The following is an 18,258-nucleotide window of genomic DNA, read 5'->3' on the forward strand; positions in this document are numbered from 1 at the left end:
AAGGATTATTTTTGTTGGCTTATATTAAGAATAAGTTTATAACTTTAAAATTAGAATTTATAGATAAACAATAAATTCAACAACTTACCATTCCCAGCAAAATCCCCTTTAGCCAAAGAATTCGCATCTCCCCCAATAAATACATCATTTTTGCCAATGATATATTCAGTAACTAACGAAAACTGATGAATATCCAATTGAGCCCCCAAAATAGTTCGGAAAGATGTCGCAAAACCTGATTGATCTTTATCAAACACTGCATAGCTGATATAGGGTGATAAATCATAGTCTTTATAAAAATCATCAATGTGATAATCAAAATTTGCGACATAATAATTAGCTTTGTTTGCCACATAATATTTTGATTCGAATGAACCTACTGTTGTATAGTTTGGTTCAACCAAAGATTCATTCTTGGCGCGATTCTGCCCAGCTGTCACTGTTAAATTTGCCTTTTGATAATTTAAATGACTAAAAACATTCCATGCATTTCGATGACCTGTTCGTCCATTGTTGTTTTCTAAATCGGAATACCAATAAGATCCTCCTACATTCAGTTTTATTGGAGAACTATCTAGTGGAATTTTTTGATTAACTCTAGCCACCCACATATTTTTTTCTTTAATCGTATCATCGAGACTTGGATTATCAGGTTTAACATAGTTTGCAGAATAGCGGGCAGCGTCCCCAAGACCTCCATAATTCCCCCCATCTCGAGCAAAATAAGCCAAATCTAAGCGGGTATTTTGTCCAAGTTGTTGTTGCCAATTTATCCCTAGATTGTGAGTGTCTTCTAGCCCTACATTATCCAATGAACTACCATACCAACTGCTCGTCCAAAATCGACTAATACCAAAAGGCATGTCTTGTAGACCAACCGTGATTCGACTATCAGCAGTCAGTTTATATCCTAAATTCGCGTTCACGAGTGTTGAAAAATCACACAAAGTATCTTCTTGATAACAACGATACTCCACATTTCCATAAAATTGTTTTGCATCATATTTCAAGTCAATTTTGGCTGCATTGAATTTTAATTTGTGGTCATTATCAGAATAATCTTTATCCTGATAATTCGCCCTCACCCATCCTGATATCGTAAGTTTACCTAAATTTGTATCTGCATTGCCCCATGACACGATTTCCGCTTTTGCTAGAGTTGGAATGGTGACTAATGCAGCACTGTTTACCAATACAAATAACTTTATAAAAAAATGTGGTGACGTCATAAAAGTTCCCTAATTAAAATATGTTTAAATCAAATTATTTATAAAATTAGAATTTCGAGTTTCAATCATTCTCAATAATCAAAATTGAATTTTATCCAACAGGAAAAATATCCTGCATTTTAGTGGGATCAATAAAATCTTGCCTTGGATAGACTTGCTGTTTTAGATCTTGCTTCAAAGCCTTCGCGATTAGTCGTTGCTTTAAAAAACATTGCGGTAAAGTGTTCATTATTTATTCCTATTTTTTATCTGCTGTTGCATTTCCTTGCCTCAGCAAAAGTTATTCATTTTGAGTAATGGACCTATAAATTGATTGACCCATGTTTTTAATAACACAATCTGTGTTATTAAAAATTAAGCTCAGATTTTTTGCTTTTATCAAAAAGTCTGTATATGCTCTGACATATAAAAAAATCATATTTGCCGTGATTGTTAAGAAAAATACGCAGAGCATTGACCTAATCTCATTATTTTGCATCGTTGATATTATGCTCGCGAGAGCCACTTTTAATTTTTGGGAGAGAGCCAATTTGCAAAGCTTACTTGGAGATTATTTACTACAACGCTTGCAGCAAGATGTTGAAGGAACACTACAATTGCGTGTTTTTCGCTGTTTGCGCAATGCAATTATTCAGGGTGTCCTTGCTCCCAAGACTCGTTTACCCGCTTCACGAGATCTTGCAAAAGAAATAAAAGTATCACGCAACACAGTGTTAAGTGCTTATGAACAATTAAGAGCACAAGGATATGTTGAAGCCCGCACAGGGCAAGGGACTTGGATTGCAGAAAAAATACCTGAATCCTTCTTGATCAAAGCAGAAAATAACATTTGCCTCACTGAAGAAAATAAACAAAACGAGTCCTATAACCTATCTCAAAGAGGTTCTTATCTGGTCGGTTATTCGGCAGCATCTCCTTATCAATGGGGGGCTTTTGTTCCAGGTGCACCCGATGTAACCGAATTCCCGCATCATATATTCAGTCGAATCCAGACCCGTTTAAGCCGTGAACCCAGTGTTAGTCAATTGATTTACAGTAATGAAGGTGGATCTATTGAATTACGTCAAGCACTTGCCGAATATCTTACGATTGCACGGTCTGTGCAGTGTGATGCAGATCAAATCATCATTACCGAAGGCACACATCAAGCCATTGATTTAGTTTCACGTACCTTAAGTGATTTAGGAGATGACGTCTGGATTGAAGACCCTGCCTATTGGGGAATTCGTAATATTTTACGCATCAATGGTGTTCACATACGTGCTCTGCCTGTGGATCAACATGGTATTATTCCTGACCTTGATGTTAAAGAATCGCCAAAGTTAATCTTTGTCACTCCCTCGCATCAATATCCTTTGGGATCACATTTGAGCCTTGAACGACGCAAGCAGCTCATCGCATTTGCTCGTCAGCATAAAAGTTGGATTATCGAAGATGATTATGACAGTGAATTCAGATTTTCAGGACAACCTTACCCCTCTTTACAAGGTCTAGAAGACGATTCTCCCGTCATTTATATGGGAACATTCAGTAAAACAATTTATCCAGCATTACGTATAGGTTATCTGGTTGTTCCCAAAAAGCTATTTTCACCTTTACGAGTTGCAGCTTCAGAATTGTATCGAGGAGGTCATTTACTAGATCAGACCATATTGGCTGAGTTTATTCGTGAAGGGCATTATGAAGCACATATTCGCAGGATGCGCCTTCTATACAGTAAACGCCATGCCTTCTTGGTTGACTTAATCCATAGGCATTTGGGACAAAATTTTCTTCACGAATACAATACAGCAGCGGGTTTGCACCTTATTTTAAAATTACCAAGTGACAGTAATGATGTATTGATTGCTGCAAATGCCTTAGAGAAAGGCGTAAAAGTTCGAGCCCTTTCTCAATATTACACCAAACAATATTCTACCCAGCATAAGGGGCTATTGCTTGGTTTTGCTTGTGTCAATGAACAAAAGATACTGATTGCTTTCGGTATCTTATTAGAATGTTTACGTGATGCAGGTATTCAAACTTTAAATTAAGAAATAATCGTAACTCAGTATTTTAATCATAATTCAGCTTTAAAAAATCTCTTTATAAATTTTCTATTCATGCGCTGCCTAATTCGTTTTTTAATACACTTTTCATTATTTAAATAAATTGGCTCCTTTAAATACATAAAAAATGGCTCTAGTCACCTCATAACAAAAAAGAGAGATTACCAACACTATAGCTTAGGACAGCCCGATGGCAACAGTGTGATCACTCAAGCAAGCAGTCGTGTCATCACATTTTAAGCTGGCTAAATTTTAAGTCGATACTTAAGCCATCAGTCATCGCTTCAATGGATAAATAGTTCATGGATGGAGATAGCATCACCTTGCAACCATATAAAGAATATTAAGGGAAATAATATGATAACAAATCAACCTAACTCAATAGATGATTCATCTCAAGGTCTAAAAAGTGGACTTAAGCCACGTCACCTTACAATGATTTCAATTGCTGGAGTAATAGGCGCCGCTTTATTTATAGGTTCAGGAAGTGTGATTTATTCCACAGGGCCCGCTGCGCTTATAGCCTACTCATTAGGAGGGCTTCTCGTTCTTTTAATTATGCGAATGTTAGGTGAAATGGCTGTACTCAACCCAGACAGTGGATCATTTTCAACCTATGCAGACCGAGGAATTGGTCGTTGGGCAGGATTTTCTATCGGGTGGTTATATTGGTCATTTTGGACTTTATTAATGGGTTGGGAAGCATTTGTTGCGGGAAAGATCCTTAATAGTTGGTTTCCGTTTATTCCGATTTGGGGCTATATGTTACTGGTGACAATAAGCCTAGTATGGGTAAATTTACGCAATGTCAAAAACTATGGTGAGTTTGAATTCTGGTTTGCCATGATTAAAGTAGTTGCGATTGTCCTCTTCTTGGTGATCGGAAGTTTAGCGGTTTTACACCTTTGGCCTTGGGGTGATGCCTCTATGCTAGGTGGTGTTACTCATTTGACTTCTAATGAATTTATGCCAAATGGATTTTCAGCCGTGATCACGGCATTACTTGGTGTTATGTTTGCTTACATGGGTGCAGAAATTGTCACTGTTGCAGCTGCCGAGACAAATAACCCTGCGAAAGAAATTCGAAAAGCATCAAACTCAATTGTATGGCGAATCATATTATTCTACGTTGGTTCAATGTTCATTACTGTTTGTTTAATTCCTTACAATAACCCTTTACTCAAAGACCCGACTTGGGGAACATACAGTGTAACTTTAACTGCGCTTGGTATCCCAGAAGCTAGACATATTGTCAATTTTGTAGTTTTAACTTCTGTATGTAGTTGCTTTAACTCTGCGTTATACACCTGTTCACGGATGATGTATTCCCTTTCAAAACGTGGTGATGCACCCAAAAGTTTCGCATCGACGAATCGCAATAATAGTCCTTGGATTGGGGTCATCTTTTCAAGTATATTTTCAATAATTGCTGCATATCTAACTGCAACAGAAAGTATGAATATTTATGACGTTCTTATGCTAGCAACAGGTACCGTTTCATTATATGTCTATCTCGTTATCGCGATTTCACAGTTAAAACTGCGTAAAAAACTTGAAGCTGAAGGAAAAGAAATTCCATTCAAAATGTGGTTGTTTCCTTGGCTAACCTATGTGGTGATCATTTTTATTGTTGTTGCTTTAATTACGATGGTCATTGAAGGAACTTATTTTAAAGAGGTTTCCTATACAACCCTTCTTGCGGTATTTATTGTTGCTCTTGGCATCTGTGCTCAAAAGTTTAATTGGGGTAAAGATTCTCTCAACAAAACGAAGCAAGACAAAATCAACTTAACTGATCATTCTTGATGAGCCAATTTAGCACAAAAACTCACAAGCCCTAACACCATTTTATTGCTAAAACCGCTTTAGCTAAGGCTTATGCATTTTGAAAATAGATAAAGTCTGTTGACACTTCACAGATGCTTGCGACAGCGAAGTGTCAATAGACCCTAAGTCGAATTAAATTACATCGCAGTAACTCAAATACGCCTCATATATAGTGTGTTATTCAGATCGTAAGACTAATCATCATTTCATCAAAATAAATACACAACAAACATTTGTTCGTCATACAAGCCTAGACATTCTCTATGTATAGCTTGGGTACTTATTCTCCTTTCTTTCCAGAAATTATAAAGAAACCGATCTATTTAATCATTGACTCATCGCTATTCAACAGGACTGATCATTTTTCTAGACCTATTAAGCTTTAGTGTATTACAAAAATGTAATTAAGAAATAACTGCTATTGGCTTGATCTATTTCTAAAATCAAACTAAATTGAATTCAATTCAATTTTTAAAGAACAAAAAATGACTGATAAAAAGATGGACACTTACCTTCGTCTCATTGCTGCGGCAGAACAAGAGTTAATCGCAAACAATGGTCATATGGAAATTAGTGCGATTGCTAAACGAGCAAATAGCTCTGTAGGACTCACCTATCACCACTTTGGTTCCAAAACAGGTTTAATCGCTGCAGTTGTTGACCAATTTTATGAACCACTCAGAGAAATTGCTTTAGGTAACGGGATTTCAATAGACCTCGAGTGGCGTGAAAGAGAAAAGGCACGTACCAAAGCAATCATTGATTATTTTTATAGTCATCCTCTAGCACCCTTGATTGCAGGTCGTCTTGCTCGTGAACCTGAAGTACTCGATATCGAACGTGCACATATCCAAGCTTTAATCGAACAAGGTGTTCGCAATATTGCTCAAGGGCAAAAGTTAGGACTAATTCCTCTTACACTTGATCCTGAAATCACAGTAGCCATGTTAATGGGTGGCTTACGCCTTGCCATAGATCAAGCTTTGCTTACAGAGCAAAAGCCATCGAATACAACATTGTTGGAACAGCTTTGGTTACTGATCAGCAATACTTTACAACTTGAACCTATCCCAACACCCCATACATCCAAAGTCGTTATGAATAAAAAACTGAACTAAATACTGAGCATCAATATTTTGTTTTAAGGAACATCAAAAAGGGAGTTTTGAAGGATGAAGCAATTCAATATTCATGAATATCAACAGCGTGATCAAGCACAAACATATCGTCAGTTACAGACAGATTCGGAGCGAAATACAGCTGAAATTGATCAAGATTTCGAAAAATTGATGCGCGATGGCTATGTCATTATCAAAAATTTAATTTCTCAAGAAAGCTGCCAAGCAATTAAACAAGAAGCATATGCCTTGCTTGAGCGAAAAGGACGAAATTCATTCGAGGGACTGCAAACACAACGTGTATATAATGTCCTCGCTAAAACGCGCGTCACTGATCAACTTGCAGTACACCCACAAATTCTAGGTTTAATGGATCGTTTGTTTGAACCAGGCTTTCTACTTTCACAAAGCCAAATGATCAATATTCTTCCAGAAGAGTCAGCACAACATTTACATTATGATGATGCATTCTATCGCCTACCTCGCCCTAGAAAAGCACTCGGTGCAGCAACAATTTGGGCAATTGATGACTTTACTGAACACAATGGAGCGACAGTGGTTGTGCCGAAAAGTCATTGTTGGGGTGACGATCAAATTGCTCAAAGATCAGCAGCAATATCTGCTGTAATGCCAGCAGGCTCTGTATTGTTTTTTCTGGGTACAACATGGCATGGTGGAGGAGAAAATCAGACCAAAGCACCTCGCTTAGCGGTGACACATCAGTACTGTGAGGCTTATTTACGACAGCAAGAAAATTATTTGCTTGAGCTATCAAAAGAGACTGTAAAGTCGCTTTCACCTCCCCTTCAGGCACTGGTAGGATACTCCATCTATCCACCCTTTATGGGCATGGTCGATGGTATGCACCCACTTAGAACATTGGAATAATGGGTTTTAAGTTTTAAAATAACCAAATGAATGTCATCATTTGGTTATAGGGCTTCATGGGTTTACTTTTATAGTAGCTTTTATTATGAATTTTCCTTTTATCCTAAACATCTCTCATCGAGAGAAGTTACCTTCGATATTTATATCACTCAACACACAAATGTTTTGATCAAAGAATTTAAATATAAAAATTAATTTCTCAAATCAACAGCATATGTGAGAGAACCATATAAAAAAGTAATACGCCTTCCCTCATAAGCAACATTTAAAACCTTATACTTAATCAGACCATCTACAGAGTAAATCTCAATTTGATGAATTTTATCACTTACCCAAGGATTTTTATTAAAATGATATCTTAATTGAACAGCCATCGTTTTTTCTATATTGTCTTTATGCCTAGCTCTTACTAAACGATTTATTTTGGTTTTCTTTTTCATTTTAATCCTCATAATTAATATTTGCAGTTGCCTGAGAAAGTAGTCGTTGAATGACCGATCTAGCTACAGAGTATTGTCGAGCTAAAGCATATACACTTTGCCCATTTTTAAATTTTTCTATAATTTCTTTTTTCTTCTTTTTAGTTAATATCTCGGGTCGACCTATTTTATTTATCTTTTTACGCCCGCCCATTTTTTCGAGTTTAACTTTTCGATCAAAATCAGAACACATTTTTAAAAAATGGAAGAATATTTTTTTAACATCTCCTTTTATTTCTTTTTTTGAAAACTCTAAACACACTAAACGTATCCCCTTTTTAAAAATAGTACTGACATTTGAATATATTTCTTTAAAATCACTTCCTAATGAATCTATTCCATCAATGATTAAAAGATCTCCACTTTCAAGTGTATAATTAATTAATATAATTAACTTTTGTCTAAATTTTAATGGTATCCCGATCTTCACCTGCTCAAAAATAAATCTATTTTTTGGAATTTCATAACCATACTTTTTAAGATAATCAACATAATTAAAATCCTCCTTTGAGACCTCTTCAGTTCTAAAATATGCATAAGCACGCACAATAGTTCCTCTTTAAACAACAATACCTATATCCAAAATTCAAGAAATATTTAGAACCATCTAATATTTAAAAATACATATGGAACATTTATTTATCAGCAAGACAATCTTAACCAAAAATAAGGGTTCATTATAAAACTGATAGATATATTGTTTAAAAATTTATTTTATTTCTTAATTATTATATAATTTAATTACCAATCATAATTAGAGCAGCGCTTTAAATAAGAATTTAAATCTGCTCTAAGTATAATCAGTCATATCATATAGATAATATGACTTATCTATTCATAAATTAATCTTGGGGTTTTCATCTTAAAATTCGACCTTAACAGTTAATTTATCGCTATACTTACCTGCAGGTAAGTTATCTGGATTGAAATCAAGAACTTTTGCAGTAAATGAATAACCTTGCTGCGTTAATGCATCATAATTACCAGCATTGGTTGTTGCATTGGCACTTGACCATCGTTCACTTCCCCAATTCCCCCATCGCTCAGTCGTTGAGTTTTTATAAATTTCATAAAGTAAATAATTATTTCCGCTATTTGACTTCATTGCACGCTGAAATCCATTTTGTAGATATAAACCATCATCCAAACTTACCATATAGGGTGTTTTTGCTGAGCAACGAATCCCCATAGAAGTCTGTACAGGTTCAAACTCATTGGCAAAAGCAGCCGTTCCAAAGTTAATATCATTGGTTGAAATTCGGCAATCAGGCAAAACTTTAATACTCAAATTCAATGTCGCATCACGCCCCGATCCCCAATTCATTCCCCCTCCCCATACACCGCGAAAAAAACCAGGACTTTCTTCAAAAAATCCTATTCCACCTATAGCAACGAAAGGTACGGAATAATACCACTTTACTTTGAAAGGCGTATTGGCTCTATATGTTCCAGGAGGTATAGATTGTCCAGAAGATATTTTCGCATAAAATGGTAAAGCACCATCCACTGTAGAAAAAATATTGAGCAATGAAAAAGTACTCAGATCTCGTTCTGCACCAATCACAATCGGATTGTTATTAATATCCAAATAATTAACTATTAAATTTTCACCCGTTTGGTCATTAATAAAATTGGTCGGCATTTCACTCACCATATATTTTAAATAAGTTCTATTCGCTGCTGCTAAGCTAAAACCTACGCATGATAAGCCTGCACTAAATTGATTGGATTGTGTTCCATTTTCCAACAAACTGATCGATGAGATGGTCCCCATACTGGTATTTCCACTGGAATTAACTGAACAAATCGCTTGGCTCTGACTAGAAATAAGCATTAAACCTGTCAGCACAATACCCGTCGGTATCAAGGTTTTTAAATTCAAGGTTTTTATATTAAAAATCATGGTTGTACAACCTCACGGCAAACAACAGGCTTAACAACAGCAATTTGCTGTTGCGCTTGTTTGAGATCCAATAAAAAGTCTGCTTTGCATAGCTTTTTATCTGATAACTGAATACTGATGCTATTTTCAGCCTTTAAATTTTCAAGATATGCAATTCCGTCCATGCCTACATAGCTAGAATCATGATCAGCACGATGAACCACAGCACCGACAGCAATCGGTTGTCCGTTTTCCTGAACAAGGTAAACGTTCGCGGCATAGGATTGTTTGATTGGGAATTTGACAACGACACCAGAACCCAGTTTTGCAGCAATTCGTTTTTCAACTTGGGTGGCATTAAAGTTAGAGGCTAAATTAATTGGATTAATGCTATATTTGGCAGCGTAATAAGGCGTGACCGATGGTACAAAAATGTAGCCTTTAGAATTACTTTTCCCAATCAGATTATTTTCATAATGTACAGGGACATCGGCGGTCTTATTGGTATCGATCAATGCAAAAGACTGTCCAAGTCGATTTGAAGCAAATATATCTCCAGACATTAAAATGACTGAACCTGACAGACCTAACCAGTAGTTATAATTTTTATCCCCTGACATACCTACATCAGTATTCACATATCGGTTACGATAACTTACACGTGCCTGATTAAAGTCATCGCTATTCTCATTATAACGTCGACTTACATCAAACCCAAAGCCGCCACCCGTTGGAATATTCTGGTTAAAATTAACATAACCATAGTCTCCCTTTGACTGTCTGCTATAACCTAAATTTGTTGAGGTATTGCGTTTTGCTAAAGGAACAGACAATTGAAATGCAACACTCCAATCTTTTTCAACGAAATCGCGATTGGCACTCAACGAAACGGTCGCACCACGCATATAAGGTGGCAAAATAGGTGCCCATGACAGATTCATCAACTTGTTTTCAATATCATTGGTTTTGGAGCGAATATAAGCAACACCAAAACTACCTGAATTTTCAGTTGCAAAGTAGGTATTCGCTACCCAATTTTTGGTACTATTTGCAGAAATCAAATTGCTGTATTGAAGCTTAGAAAGATCAGCATATTCTTTGTCACGCTGTGAATGATTTAAACCAAAACCAAAACGTTTCTGATTGTAGCTATAACCCAATGTATATTGATTTCCATTGAGATTTTTATTTTCAAAACGGTTTAATTCACGGTCAGCCCAACTCTGAGAAACAGAGCTGCTCAACACCCCAAAATGCTTAAGTTTCATGACTGAACCAACTCCAGCCAATCGAATAGCATTTGAAAGTTCTACACGTCCCTCAGTGGTTAACCAGTCATTTACGCCGTAACGTGCATCGGCTGAACCTGCAAATTTGCCATATTCAAAGTTCTTAATTCCATAATCTTCTCTTACCTGCCCCATAGATAATGAATAGTCCAATAGACCAGGTTTAAGTAAGGTATTTGAAACATAAAATGGAACTGCAGTAGACACCTGACGCCCTACACTGTCAGTCGTCACAATCACAGCTTCGCCTTTACCATTGATAAAAGGCATATTATTTAAAATAAAAGGACCTGATTGTATTTCAGTAGAGCTGGTTTTTTGCCCATTAATCAATAAATCAACTGTACTCGGTAATGCTGCTTCTCCTTTAAACTGCGGTAAAGGATAAGTAATCAAATCTGGTCGTGTACCAAAATTACGCTGAATTTGTAAACCGCCTAAGCGAACAGAACTCCCCCAAGCGTTTTTATTGCCAGTCGTGACATCGCCTGCTAAATAGGACAATACCGTGGTTGGATCATCATATTGCCAAGTCGTATCATAACGTCGATAGCCATCATTGTTGAGTTTCGAGTCATTTACAATAGATTTTAAATCTGTTTTCTGATAAATACCTGTATTTTTCAGTACACCATAAGGAGAGAAAAAACGCTGTTCAGTAAATAGTGATGTACTATTTCCCCCCTTCTCAGGACGATAACTATAAAAATCGTAGTTATTCAGTAAACCTGTTCCAGACTCTGCTGTTTGTGCCTTAAACCAAGAATCCTGTCCTCGCATTTGCACAGGCATCCAACTGGCAGGTATATCCACACTAAAATACTGTTTTGCTGAATTGTAATCATATTTCAGTTCAGGGATTTGGTTTAAAGCAACCCAGTCTGATGCCTTCCCTGAAAACCCTAATGTAAAAATCTCTAAATCAGTCAGTATTGTTTCAGGCTGGCTGTCTATATTTTGAAGTGGGATTTTGATTTCCAATTCATCTAATTTAGAGTGTTGAATAAAATAATAATCGCCCTTAACAATCACAGGAACGACCTGTTGAGTTGCATGCTGATTGACGATTAAGTCTAAATAAAGTTTAAATAACCCATTTACTTCAGAAACATCTTTCGGTGCTGGCGGTAAACTATTTGCATATACATGCGTTGCAAATGCAGGAAGATTAGACATCAAAATAAGTGCGAGACTTCTGCATAAAAAAGAAGGTGGATTTGAGTCGGAGATATAGCGCATTACTGCCCTCCTTCTTTTTTCATTTCAATGAGAGCTTGTTTAGTACCTGAAGTATCTACACCATACAAAGTATTCTGCTGATTCAAACGCGTAAATACTGACTGATCCAACTCAAATTTCATCGTACTGTTTGCCAGGATATATCCAAAGGCTGCTTTCCCGAGTACGATTTGCTCTGAATTGGGACTCAACTGAATACCCGAAAGCCGAGAGAATTTCATTCCTTTATTTTGAATATAAAGCTCTGGTACACCTTGTGGGTTGTTTTTAATCCACCAGCTCAATATCGGCTTTGCCAATGTATTTTTGGCATTTATTTTTTGTGAGCTTTCACTCAAACCACTCCCCAATCCATTTCCATAAGCAAAAAGCGGAATTGAATAACGCATCTGAAAACTTACAGTGGATGTATTCTGATCTGAATTTGAATCTAAGTTAATGGGTAATTCATCAACAACGATTCGATAAGCATCTTCTTTTCCAGCACCTGTGTTGATCGCTCTCGTCAATCGCAACATATGTTTCTCACCCGCCTTTATTTTAGCAACAGGCGGGCTGGGAATGATTTCAGTTTGCTCTTGGTAGGAATCTTGTTGATTTGTTTGATCCCATTTAAAAACTCGAACCTGTACCATCGCATCAGATTTTCCAGTATTTTCTAACCATACTGCTGATGCTTTTTCGTTTGCTTCAATTTTTGGATAAATGGGCCAAATCAAAAAAGTCGCTTGGGCAAATACTGATGAAGCCATTATCGACACAAATACAGCAGATAATGTTCTGCCTGACCATAATTTCATTTTATATACGTTCATATCATCACCAGGTAATCGTTATTGCGACCATATCTTTATAAAGTCCAGCCGATCGTGGTTGATTGTTGTTATCTAAATCTGTAAAAGCATACACAGAAAAATTCAATAACGGATCTGAAACAGTGGTTGGGGTAAGTGTGTAGGCATTTCCACTTACATACTCACTCAGCAAATTAATATCTCGATATAGTTGATAAGATATAAACTCATTTTCTTGAGCATGTTTCATCCGTCGGGAGGAATTTGAAAAGTAATCTCCGCTATTCAACATGATCTTTACAGGCAATTGCTCAGTACAACGAATATTCCAACTTTGTGCAGTATTCGACCCACCCCACAAAAGTTTGTCCTGCGACACCACAGGATGACGACCAAAATCAATTAACTGTTCAACTTTGCTCAACTCACACCCTTTATCTATGGTCGCTTGAACCTGAAATGTGGCTGTAGTTTGTGAGTAAGCACCCGCTGCATTCAACATTAGTAGAATACTCAAAGCTATTTTTTTCATGATTTTTCTTTAAAATTCAATAGTAATTGGAATCGTATCGGTATAATGACCCAGAGAAACTGGCTGCCCGTTATTGACAGTCTGCCCAATTAAATCAAGTGTCTGTGGTTGACCATTGTTATTCAAAGTAATGAATTGATTTGGTCTAAGCACATCTCTATTACTTCCATATAAAATATTGTAAGCAAGATAATCGGTGCCATTACTCATTGCGCGGAAGTAATTTGTACGAAAAGACAATGGCACTTGCCCATCATTTTGACCATTTCCGAAAGTGATTTTGATTGGCGAATTATTCAAACATTGAATCGTTAGACCTGAACCAGAAGCATTGGTTAAGCCAGTCTCAATAACATGATTAAATGAAGCCATTGTTTCGCCAAAATCCAATTGACCTAGATTTAACCCACTTGCCCCACTACTCACAGTTTGGTTATTGACCTGACAGGAAGATTCAAGCTCTATCTGCAATTTGAGCTTAGCGCCCAACTGCCCTGCATGTACAAATGTTGCAATAAAACCACAAGTTAGAAATCCCACGCATTGTTTAAAAAATAAATGCATACGCTCCTCCTCTAGGCAGATTTGCTACGCATAACAAATCTGCTCATTGTTACGTATACAGATTAGAAATTAACAGTCACTAATAAAGTATCTTCATAGTCACCTTGTGCTTTTGCAGTACCGCTATTCGCAGCAATTGCACCAAAAATTGGCACCTGTTCAGCTGCGCCAGAAGCAGCGGTAAAATTTTGTGGTGTATTGATTGCATAGGGTGTTGTACGTGCAGCATCACGGTATACGTTATAGCTTACTGTGTCCGCGCTTGCTGTGTTCTTAAGACTACGGTCAGCACGTTGCCCACCATCGATTGCTACAGTAAAGTTAACAGGTGTCGTACTGTCACATTTTACATTGAGATGACTCCCTGTCGCTGAAGCTGCAACTTGCGCAGTCAGGATGTTGTCCCAATTTCCCGATGTTTTTCCAAAATCCAACGTACCAAACTGGTTAATATTACCTGCCACTGAAGAGCCTTCTACAGCACAACCTGTTGAAACATTGAGTTTTACATCTACCTGACCAGTGACAGCAGCCTGTGCAGTTGCGATATACCCTGTGCCCAACAGTAAAGAAAGTGTTAATTTTTTAAGAATATTCATACTAAATCCCATGATATGTATTATTTGTTAACTGCGACACATTAAATGTGAATGCGAACAAATCATTACATGCGACTCAATACCGCTCAATAAACACACAAAAGAATAGAAAAAACCACAGAATAACCTATTGATTTTTATATAAAAATTTAAAAAATCATATGTACTAAATTACACAATAGTTTAAAACATATGAATAAAACATATTTAAATCAGAATTTTAGTAAAAAAATTAAAAATTATTATTTAATATCAATAAATTACATATAACAAAAATGCAACCCCCTACATTCTTTTTTTATAGTTAGCTTAAAAATAAGACTTCATCGAATGATGATCAAGAGTTGTATTGATTTAACGACTTCAATGATAAAAGAATGAGCGACATGCTGGATATTAGATTTTTGCGAAAATAGTCAAAGAAGTGATTTTCAATGAGGGGAAGTATTTTTATTAAGTCATATCAAACATCACACAAATTAAACTCATCATCACTATTCTTGAAAACTCGCATCATATAAATAAAGTGTTTTCAATGCCTGCAATTTTGTCCAAAATTTCGCTTAATTTGTGTAGAAGGTGCTCTACTTTTCTTGGGAGAAAAGTAGCAAAAGCCCTTTGTTGGTCGAAGGTAGATACTTATCACTCTTGAGTAAGGGCAGTATCTATACCACCAAACGCGATAGCAATTTCAAATAAAATAGGCAAAAGGAAAAGCAAAATTAATTTACATTTTGAATTCTATATAAAATTTTTGCTGGAATAAAAGTAAGTTGAATTAGCATGAGTTTAACTTAATTCGATGAATCATATAATTTGTTATAAAAAATCAAGATTTAAATGTATTTCATTTAAATCTTGATTTCTTTAAAGTTAATTTATTTTTTTCAGATTAAGCAGCTAAATGACCTTCAAATCTCAAATCAGCTGTTGTACTTAAAATTGCTTTGCGTAAAGTTCTAACCATGAAGTCTACATGTTGTTTATTGAGGATTAATGGTGGAGACATGATGTTCATATGTCCGACAGGACGAATAATTAAACCCTCTTTCTGACAGTATTCAGCGATTCGAGCACCGACATTGACAGAACTCGGGAAAAGCGTTTTGGTTTTTTTATCGGCTAAATTTTCAATACACATCATAAATTTCTTACCGCGTACCTCTCCAACGATGTCTAAATCAACCAGCGTTTTTAATTGATCTTCAAAGTATTGTCCGACATCTTGAACGTGTTCAAGCAAATTTTCACGTTCAATAATTTCGATATTCTTTAAAGCAGCTGCACAGGAAACAGGATGCCCCGAATAGGTAAAACCATGGGTAAATAGTGCCCCATCTGCTTGAGGTTGATTGATGACCTCATAAATCTCATCAGAAATAATTGTTGCCCCCAAAGGTAAGTAACCAGAAGATAAACCTTTGGCACAGGTAATAATATCTGGAACAATCCCGAATTCAGATTCCGAAGCAAAGAAATACCCAATACGCCCAAATGCAGTCACCACTTCATCTGATACATATAAAACTCCATATTTACGGCAAATTTCTAAAGTTTTTGTATGGTAACCCTCAGGTGGCACAATCACTCCGCCAGCCCCCATAATCGGTTCGGCAAAAAATGCAGCGACATTTTCTGGACCCAGTTCCAAAATTTTATTTTCGAGCTCCAGTACCTTTTCATTGCAAAATTCGTCAAGACTCTGACCTTCTGCTCTGCGGTATGGATTTGGACATGAAATATGGTGTACCAATTCACGGTCAATATCAAAACCAATATGATCAAACTCAACACCTGTGAGTGACATACTGATATAGGTACTACCGTGATAACCATCTTTTCGAGAAATTAACTTTTTCTTGGTCGGTTTTCCCAACTGATTAAAATAAAAGTGAATCACACGTACTGCTGTATCATTAGCAACTGAACCCCCGCAACCAAACAGCACATGATTTAAATTTCCTGGTGCCAATTCTGCTATTTTTGCCGACAATTGTGCAGCAGGAATCGAAGTATGATGCCCAAATGCAGAATAATAAGGGATTTGCATCACCTGTTCTGAAATGGCATCAGCGATTTCTTTGCGTCCATAGCCAACATTGACACACCATAGACCACCGATTCCATCTAGATATTTATTTCCCTCTGCATCAAAAACATAACATCCTTCGCTATGTGCAAGAATCATTGCACCTTCATCTTTAAAAGTCGCAAAGTCAGTCCAAGGATGAATATGGTGTTCTTTGTCTTTCTTCCAAATTTCAGTAATTTGTGTTGTTGATAACTGTTTCATGTGATAACTCCTTGTTAAAATTTCATTTCATCAAGCTTTCGATTGAGTGAGGTTGAAAGAGTTGTTGCTTCATTGCCAATTTGATCCAAAGAATGCTGATGATGGTGGTCAGTCCAATAACAACACCCACCCAAGTAAATATTTTGACTCTCAAATCAGGCGTAGGAACGGCATAGAAAATCGTTAAGACCATCCCAACAATGCCGCTGATTTGTAGGAATGGATAAAATGGTGCTTTATAAGGTCGGGACATTTTGGGATAACGTTGACGCAGAACCATGACATTGATATGTGCAATGATGTAAGCGATCAACCAAGAGATACATGCCGCTGTTAAGAGAACTTTAATGACTTCGGTTTCACGCTGCGATAACAACATTGGAATCATGATGATGACCGCAACGAAAAGCACACCCACCCATGGCACATTATTTTTCTGATTGACTTGAGCAAATATGGATAAAACTTGTTTATTCAGCGCCATTCCCTGCAACATCCGTGGTAAGGCAGCTAAGGTCGCATTTAAAGTACTTAAGGTTGCAAATAATGCACCAACAGCAATAAACAACAATCCTGTCGGACCAAAGACCGCTGTTGCATATTCAATATGTGGGGTCAAAGAATTGACCAGATGATCTTGAGGTAAAAAAAATAGCGCTCCCAAACCATATAATGAAATCGTGATAAATATCGTGCTAAGCCCGATATACATCGCTCGGGGAATATTTTTACTGGCATTTTTTGATTCCTCGATCATCGGGACCACAAACTCTACCCCGACAAATCCCCAAAATGCTAAAGCAACAAGTGCTACAGTATTGCTATCAAATTTTATGTGGTGATCCACGACTTGAGTATGTGGATAATACCAACCGGTAATTGCAAAAATTCCCAGCAAAAGTAGTAAAACAACCATGACAAAAGCCACGATATTTTGAACTTTTGAAAAAATATCAATTTTCAGCAGATTTAAACCGACTGAAATAAATAAAATAATAAAACCGATGCCAAAATAAGGTACATCTAGTTTAAATATCTTTCTAATGACATCATCAATTAAAATCAATTCTGCTGAAACAGCAAACATCGCAACCAAAATATAACCGCAAAATACCGAAAGCATCGCGGGCAAATGCCCAGTTGCTACTAGGCTATAATCACTGATACTGCCACTCTTAGGAATGAGAAGCGCTAACTCTGCAAATGAAGTTGCATAGCTGATAGCTAGAAAAAAACCGATGATCAGTGGGATAAAAAAACTGATCCCACTTAAACCAAAGCCTTGCAAAATAATCACCATCACCCCTTGCGAGAGGACCAAGCCAACGGCAATAGCGATTAAATTAAACAAGCTTAGTTTTTTCTCACTCATTGTTTTCGCATGATAAATTAAACTGCGTCCATGCTTATTATTTTGTCCTGTCATCTGCTCCTCCCTCCTAGAGTGAAGATTAAAGATTTGAATTTAAATATTATT

16 protein-coding genes are annotated in these 18,258 nt (G+C 36.6%); 4 read left to right on the forward strand and 12 right to left on the reverse strand.

Annotated features, from left to right (window positions below; all coding sequences use genetic code 11):
- Positions 1–50: 50 nt before the first annotated feature.
- Together F938_RS13690 and F938_RS24500 are read right to left on the reverse strand one after the other, a co-directional pair.
- Positions 51–1,229, reverse strand: a complete 1,179-nt coding sequence (locus F938_RS13690; RefSeq protein ID WP_005032569.1) for a hypothetical protein — start codon at positions 1,227–1,229, stop codon at positions 51–53.
- Positions 1,230–1,320: 91 nt separating this feature from the next.
- Complete coding sequence (locus F938_RS24500; protein ID WP_005032571.1) at positions 1,321–1,458, reverse strand: hypothetical protein; 138 nt, start codon at positions 1,456–1,458, stop codon at positions 1,321–1,323.
- A 301-nt stretch (positions 1,459–1,759) separates the two neighbouring features.
- On the opposite strand from F938_RS24500, the gene pdxR reads away from it, so the two are divergent.
- The 4 genes from pdxR (at position 1,760) to F938_RS13710 (ending at position 7,110) form a co-directional block, all read left to right on the forward strand.
- On the forward strand, positions 1,760–3,262 hold the full coding sequence (gene pdxR, locus F938_RS13695; protein WP_010591298.1) for a MocR-like pyridoxine biosynthesis transcription factor PdxR: 1,503 nt from the start codon (positions 1,760–1,762) through the stop codon (positions 3,260–3,262).
- A 372-nt stretch (positions 3,263–3,634) separates the two neighbouring features.
- Positions 3,635–5,083, forward strand: coding sequence for an amino acid permease (locus F938_RS13700; protein ID WP_005032577.1), 1,449 nt, complete (start codon positions 3,635–3,637; stop codon positions 5,081–5,083).
- A gap of 506 nt (positions 5,084–5,589) precedes the next feature.
- The gene (locus F938_RS13705) at positions 5,590–6,222 is read left to right on the forward strand and encodes a TetR/AcrR family transcriptional regulator (RefSeq protein WP_004829051.1); all 633 of its coding nucleotides are present in this window, start codon (positions 5,590–5,592) and stop codon (positions 6,220–6,222) included.
- 54 nt (positions 6,223–6,276) lie between these two features.
- A complete protein-coding gene (locus F938_RS13710) occupies positions 6,277–7,110 on the forward strand; it encodes a phytanoyl-CoA dioxygenase family protein (protein WP_005032580.1) in 834 nt (277 codons plus the stop codon).
- 191 nt (positions 7,111–7,301) lie between these two features.
- Here the strand turns inward: F938_RS13710 and F938_RS13715 are convergent, their stop codons facing one another.
- The 10 genes from F938_RS13715 to F938_RS13760 form a co-directional block, all read right to left on the reverse strand.
- On the reverse strand, positions 7,302–7,550 hold the full coding sequence (locus F938_RS13715) for a hypothetical protein (RefSeq protein ID WP_004829055.1): 249 nt from the start codon (positions 7,548–7,550) through the stop codon (positions 7,302–7,304).
- A gap of 1 nt (position 7,551) precedes the next feature.
- Positions 7,552–8,136 carry a recombinase family protein gene (locus tag F938_RS13720; protein WP_005032583.1) on the reverse strand — a complete coding sequence of 195 codons (585 nt, stop codon included), beginning with the start codon at positions 8,134–8,136 and terminating at the stop codon, positions 7,552–7,554.
- A gap of 315 nt (positions 8,137–8,451) precedes the next feature.
- Positions 8,452–9,492: a Csu type fimbrial protein gene (locus F938_RS13725; RefSeq protein ID WP_005032585.1), complete on the reverse strand. Its 1,041-nt coding sequence runs from the start codon at positions 9,490–9,492 to the stop codon at positions 8,452–8,454.
- A complete protein-coding gene (locus F938_RS13730) occupies positions 9,489–11,999 on the reverse strand; it encodes a fimbria/pilus outer membrane usher protein (RefSeq protein ID WP_005032587.1) in 2,511 nt (836 codons plus the stop codon). The genes F938_RS13725 and F938_RS13730 overlap by 4 nt, the downstream gene beginning before the upstream one ends.
- Complete coding sequence (locus F938_RS13735) at positions 11,999–12,814, reverse strand: fimbrial biogenesis chaperone (RefSeq protein ID WP_004829065.1); 816 nt, start codon at positions 12,812–12,814, stop codon at positions 11,999–12,001. The genes F938_RS13730 and F938_RS13735 overlap by 1 nt, the downstream gene beginning before the upstream one ends.
- Before the next feature lie 4 nt (positions 12,815–12,818).
- Positions 12,819–13,325, reverse strand: a complete 507-nt coding sequence (locus F938_RS13740; protein WP_026040330.1) for a Csu type fimbrial protein — start codon at positions 13,323–13,325, stop codon at positions 12,819–12,821.
- Between the two features lie 9 nt (positions 13,326–13,334).
- A complete protein-coding gene (locus F938_RS13745) occupies positions 13,335–13,889 on the reverse strand; it encodes a spore coat protein U domain-containing protein (RefSeq protein WP_004829068.1) in 555 nt (184 codons plus the stop codon).
- A gap of 62 nt (positions 13,890–13,951) precedes the next feature.
- The gene (locus tag F938_RS13750; protein WP_004829070.1) at positions 13,952–14,488 is read right to left on the reverse strand and encodes a Csu type fimbrial protein; all 537 of its coding nucleotides are present in this window, start codon (positions 14,486–14,488) and stop codon (positions 13,952–13,954) included.
- Positions 14,489–15,380: 892 nt separating this feature from the next.
- On the reverse strand, positions 15,381–16,781 hold the full coding sequence (locus tag F938_RS13755; RefSeq protein ID WP_004829071.1) for an aminotransferase: 1,401 nt from the start codon (positions 16,779–16,781) through the stop codon (positions 15,381–15,383).
- A gap of 22 nt (positions 16,782–16,803) precedes the next feature.
- A complete protein-coding gene (locus tag F938_RS13760; protein ID WP_005032590.1) occupies positions 16,804–18,207 on the reverse strand; it encodes an APC family permease in 1,404 nt (467 codons plus the stop codon).
- Between the last annotated feature and the right edge of the window lie 51 nt (positions 18,208–18,258).

Source organism: Acinetobacter bereziniae LMG 1003 = CIP 70.12 (assembly GCF_000368925.1).
GTDB lineage: Bacteria > Pseudomonadota > Gammaproteobacteria > Pseudomonadales > Moraxellaceae > Acinetobacter > Acinetobacter bereziniae.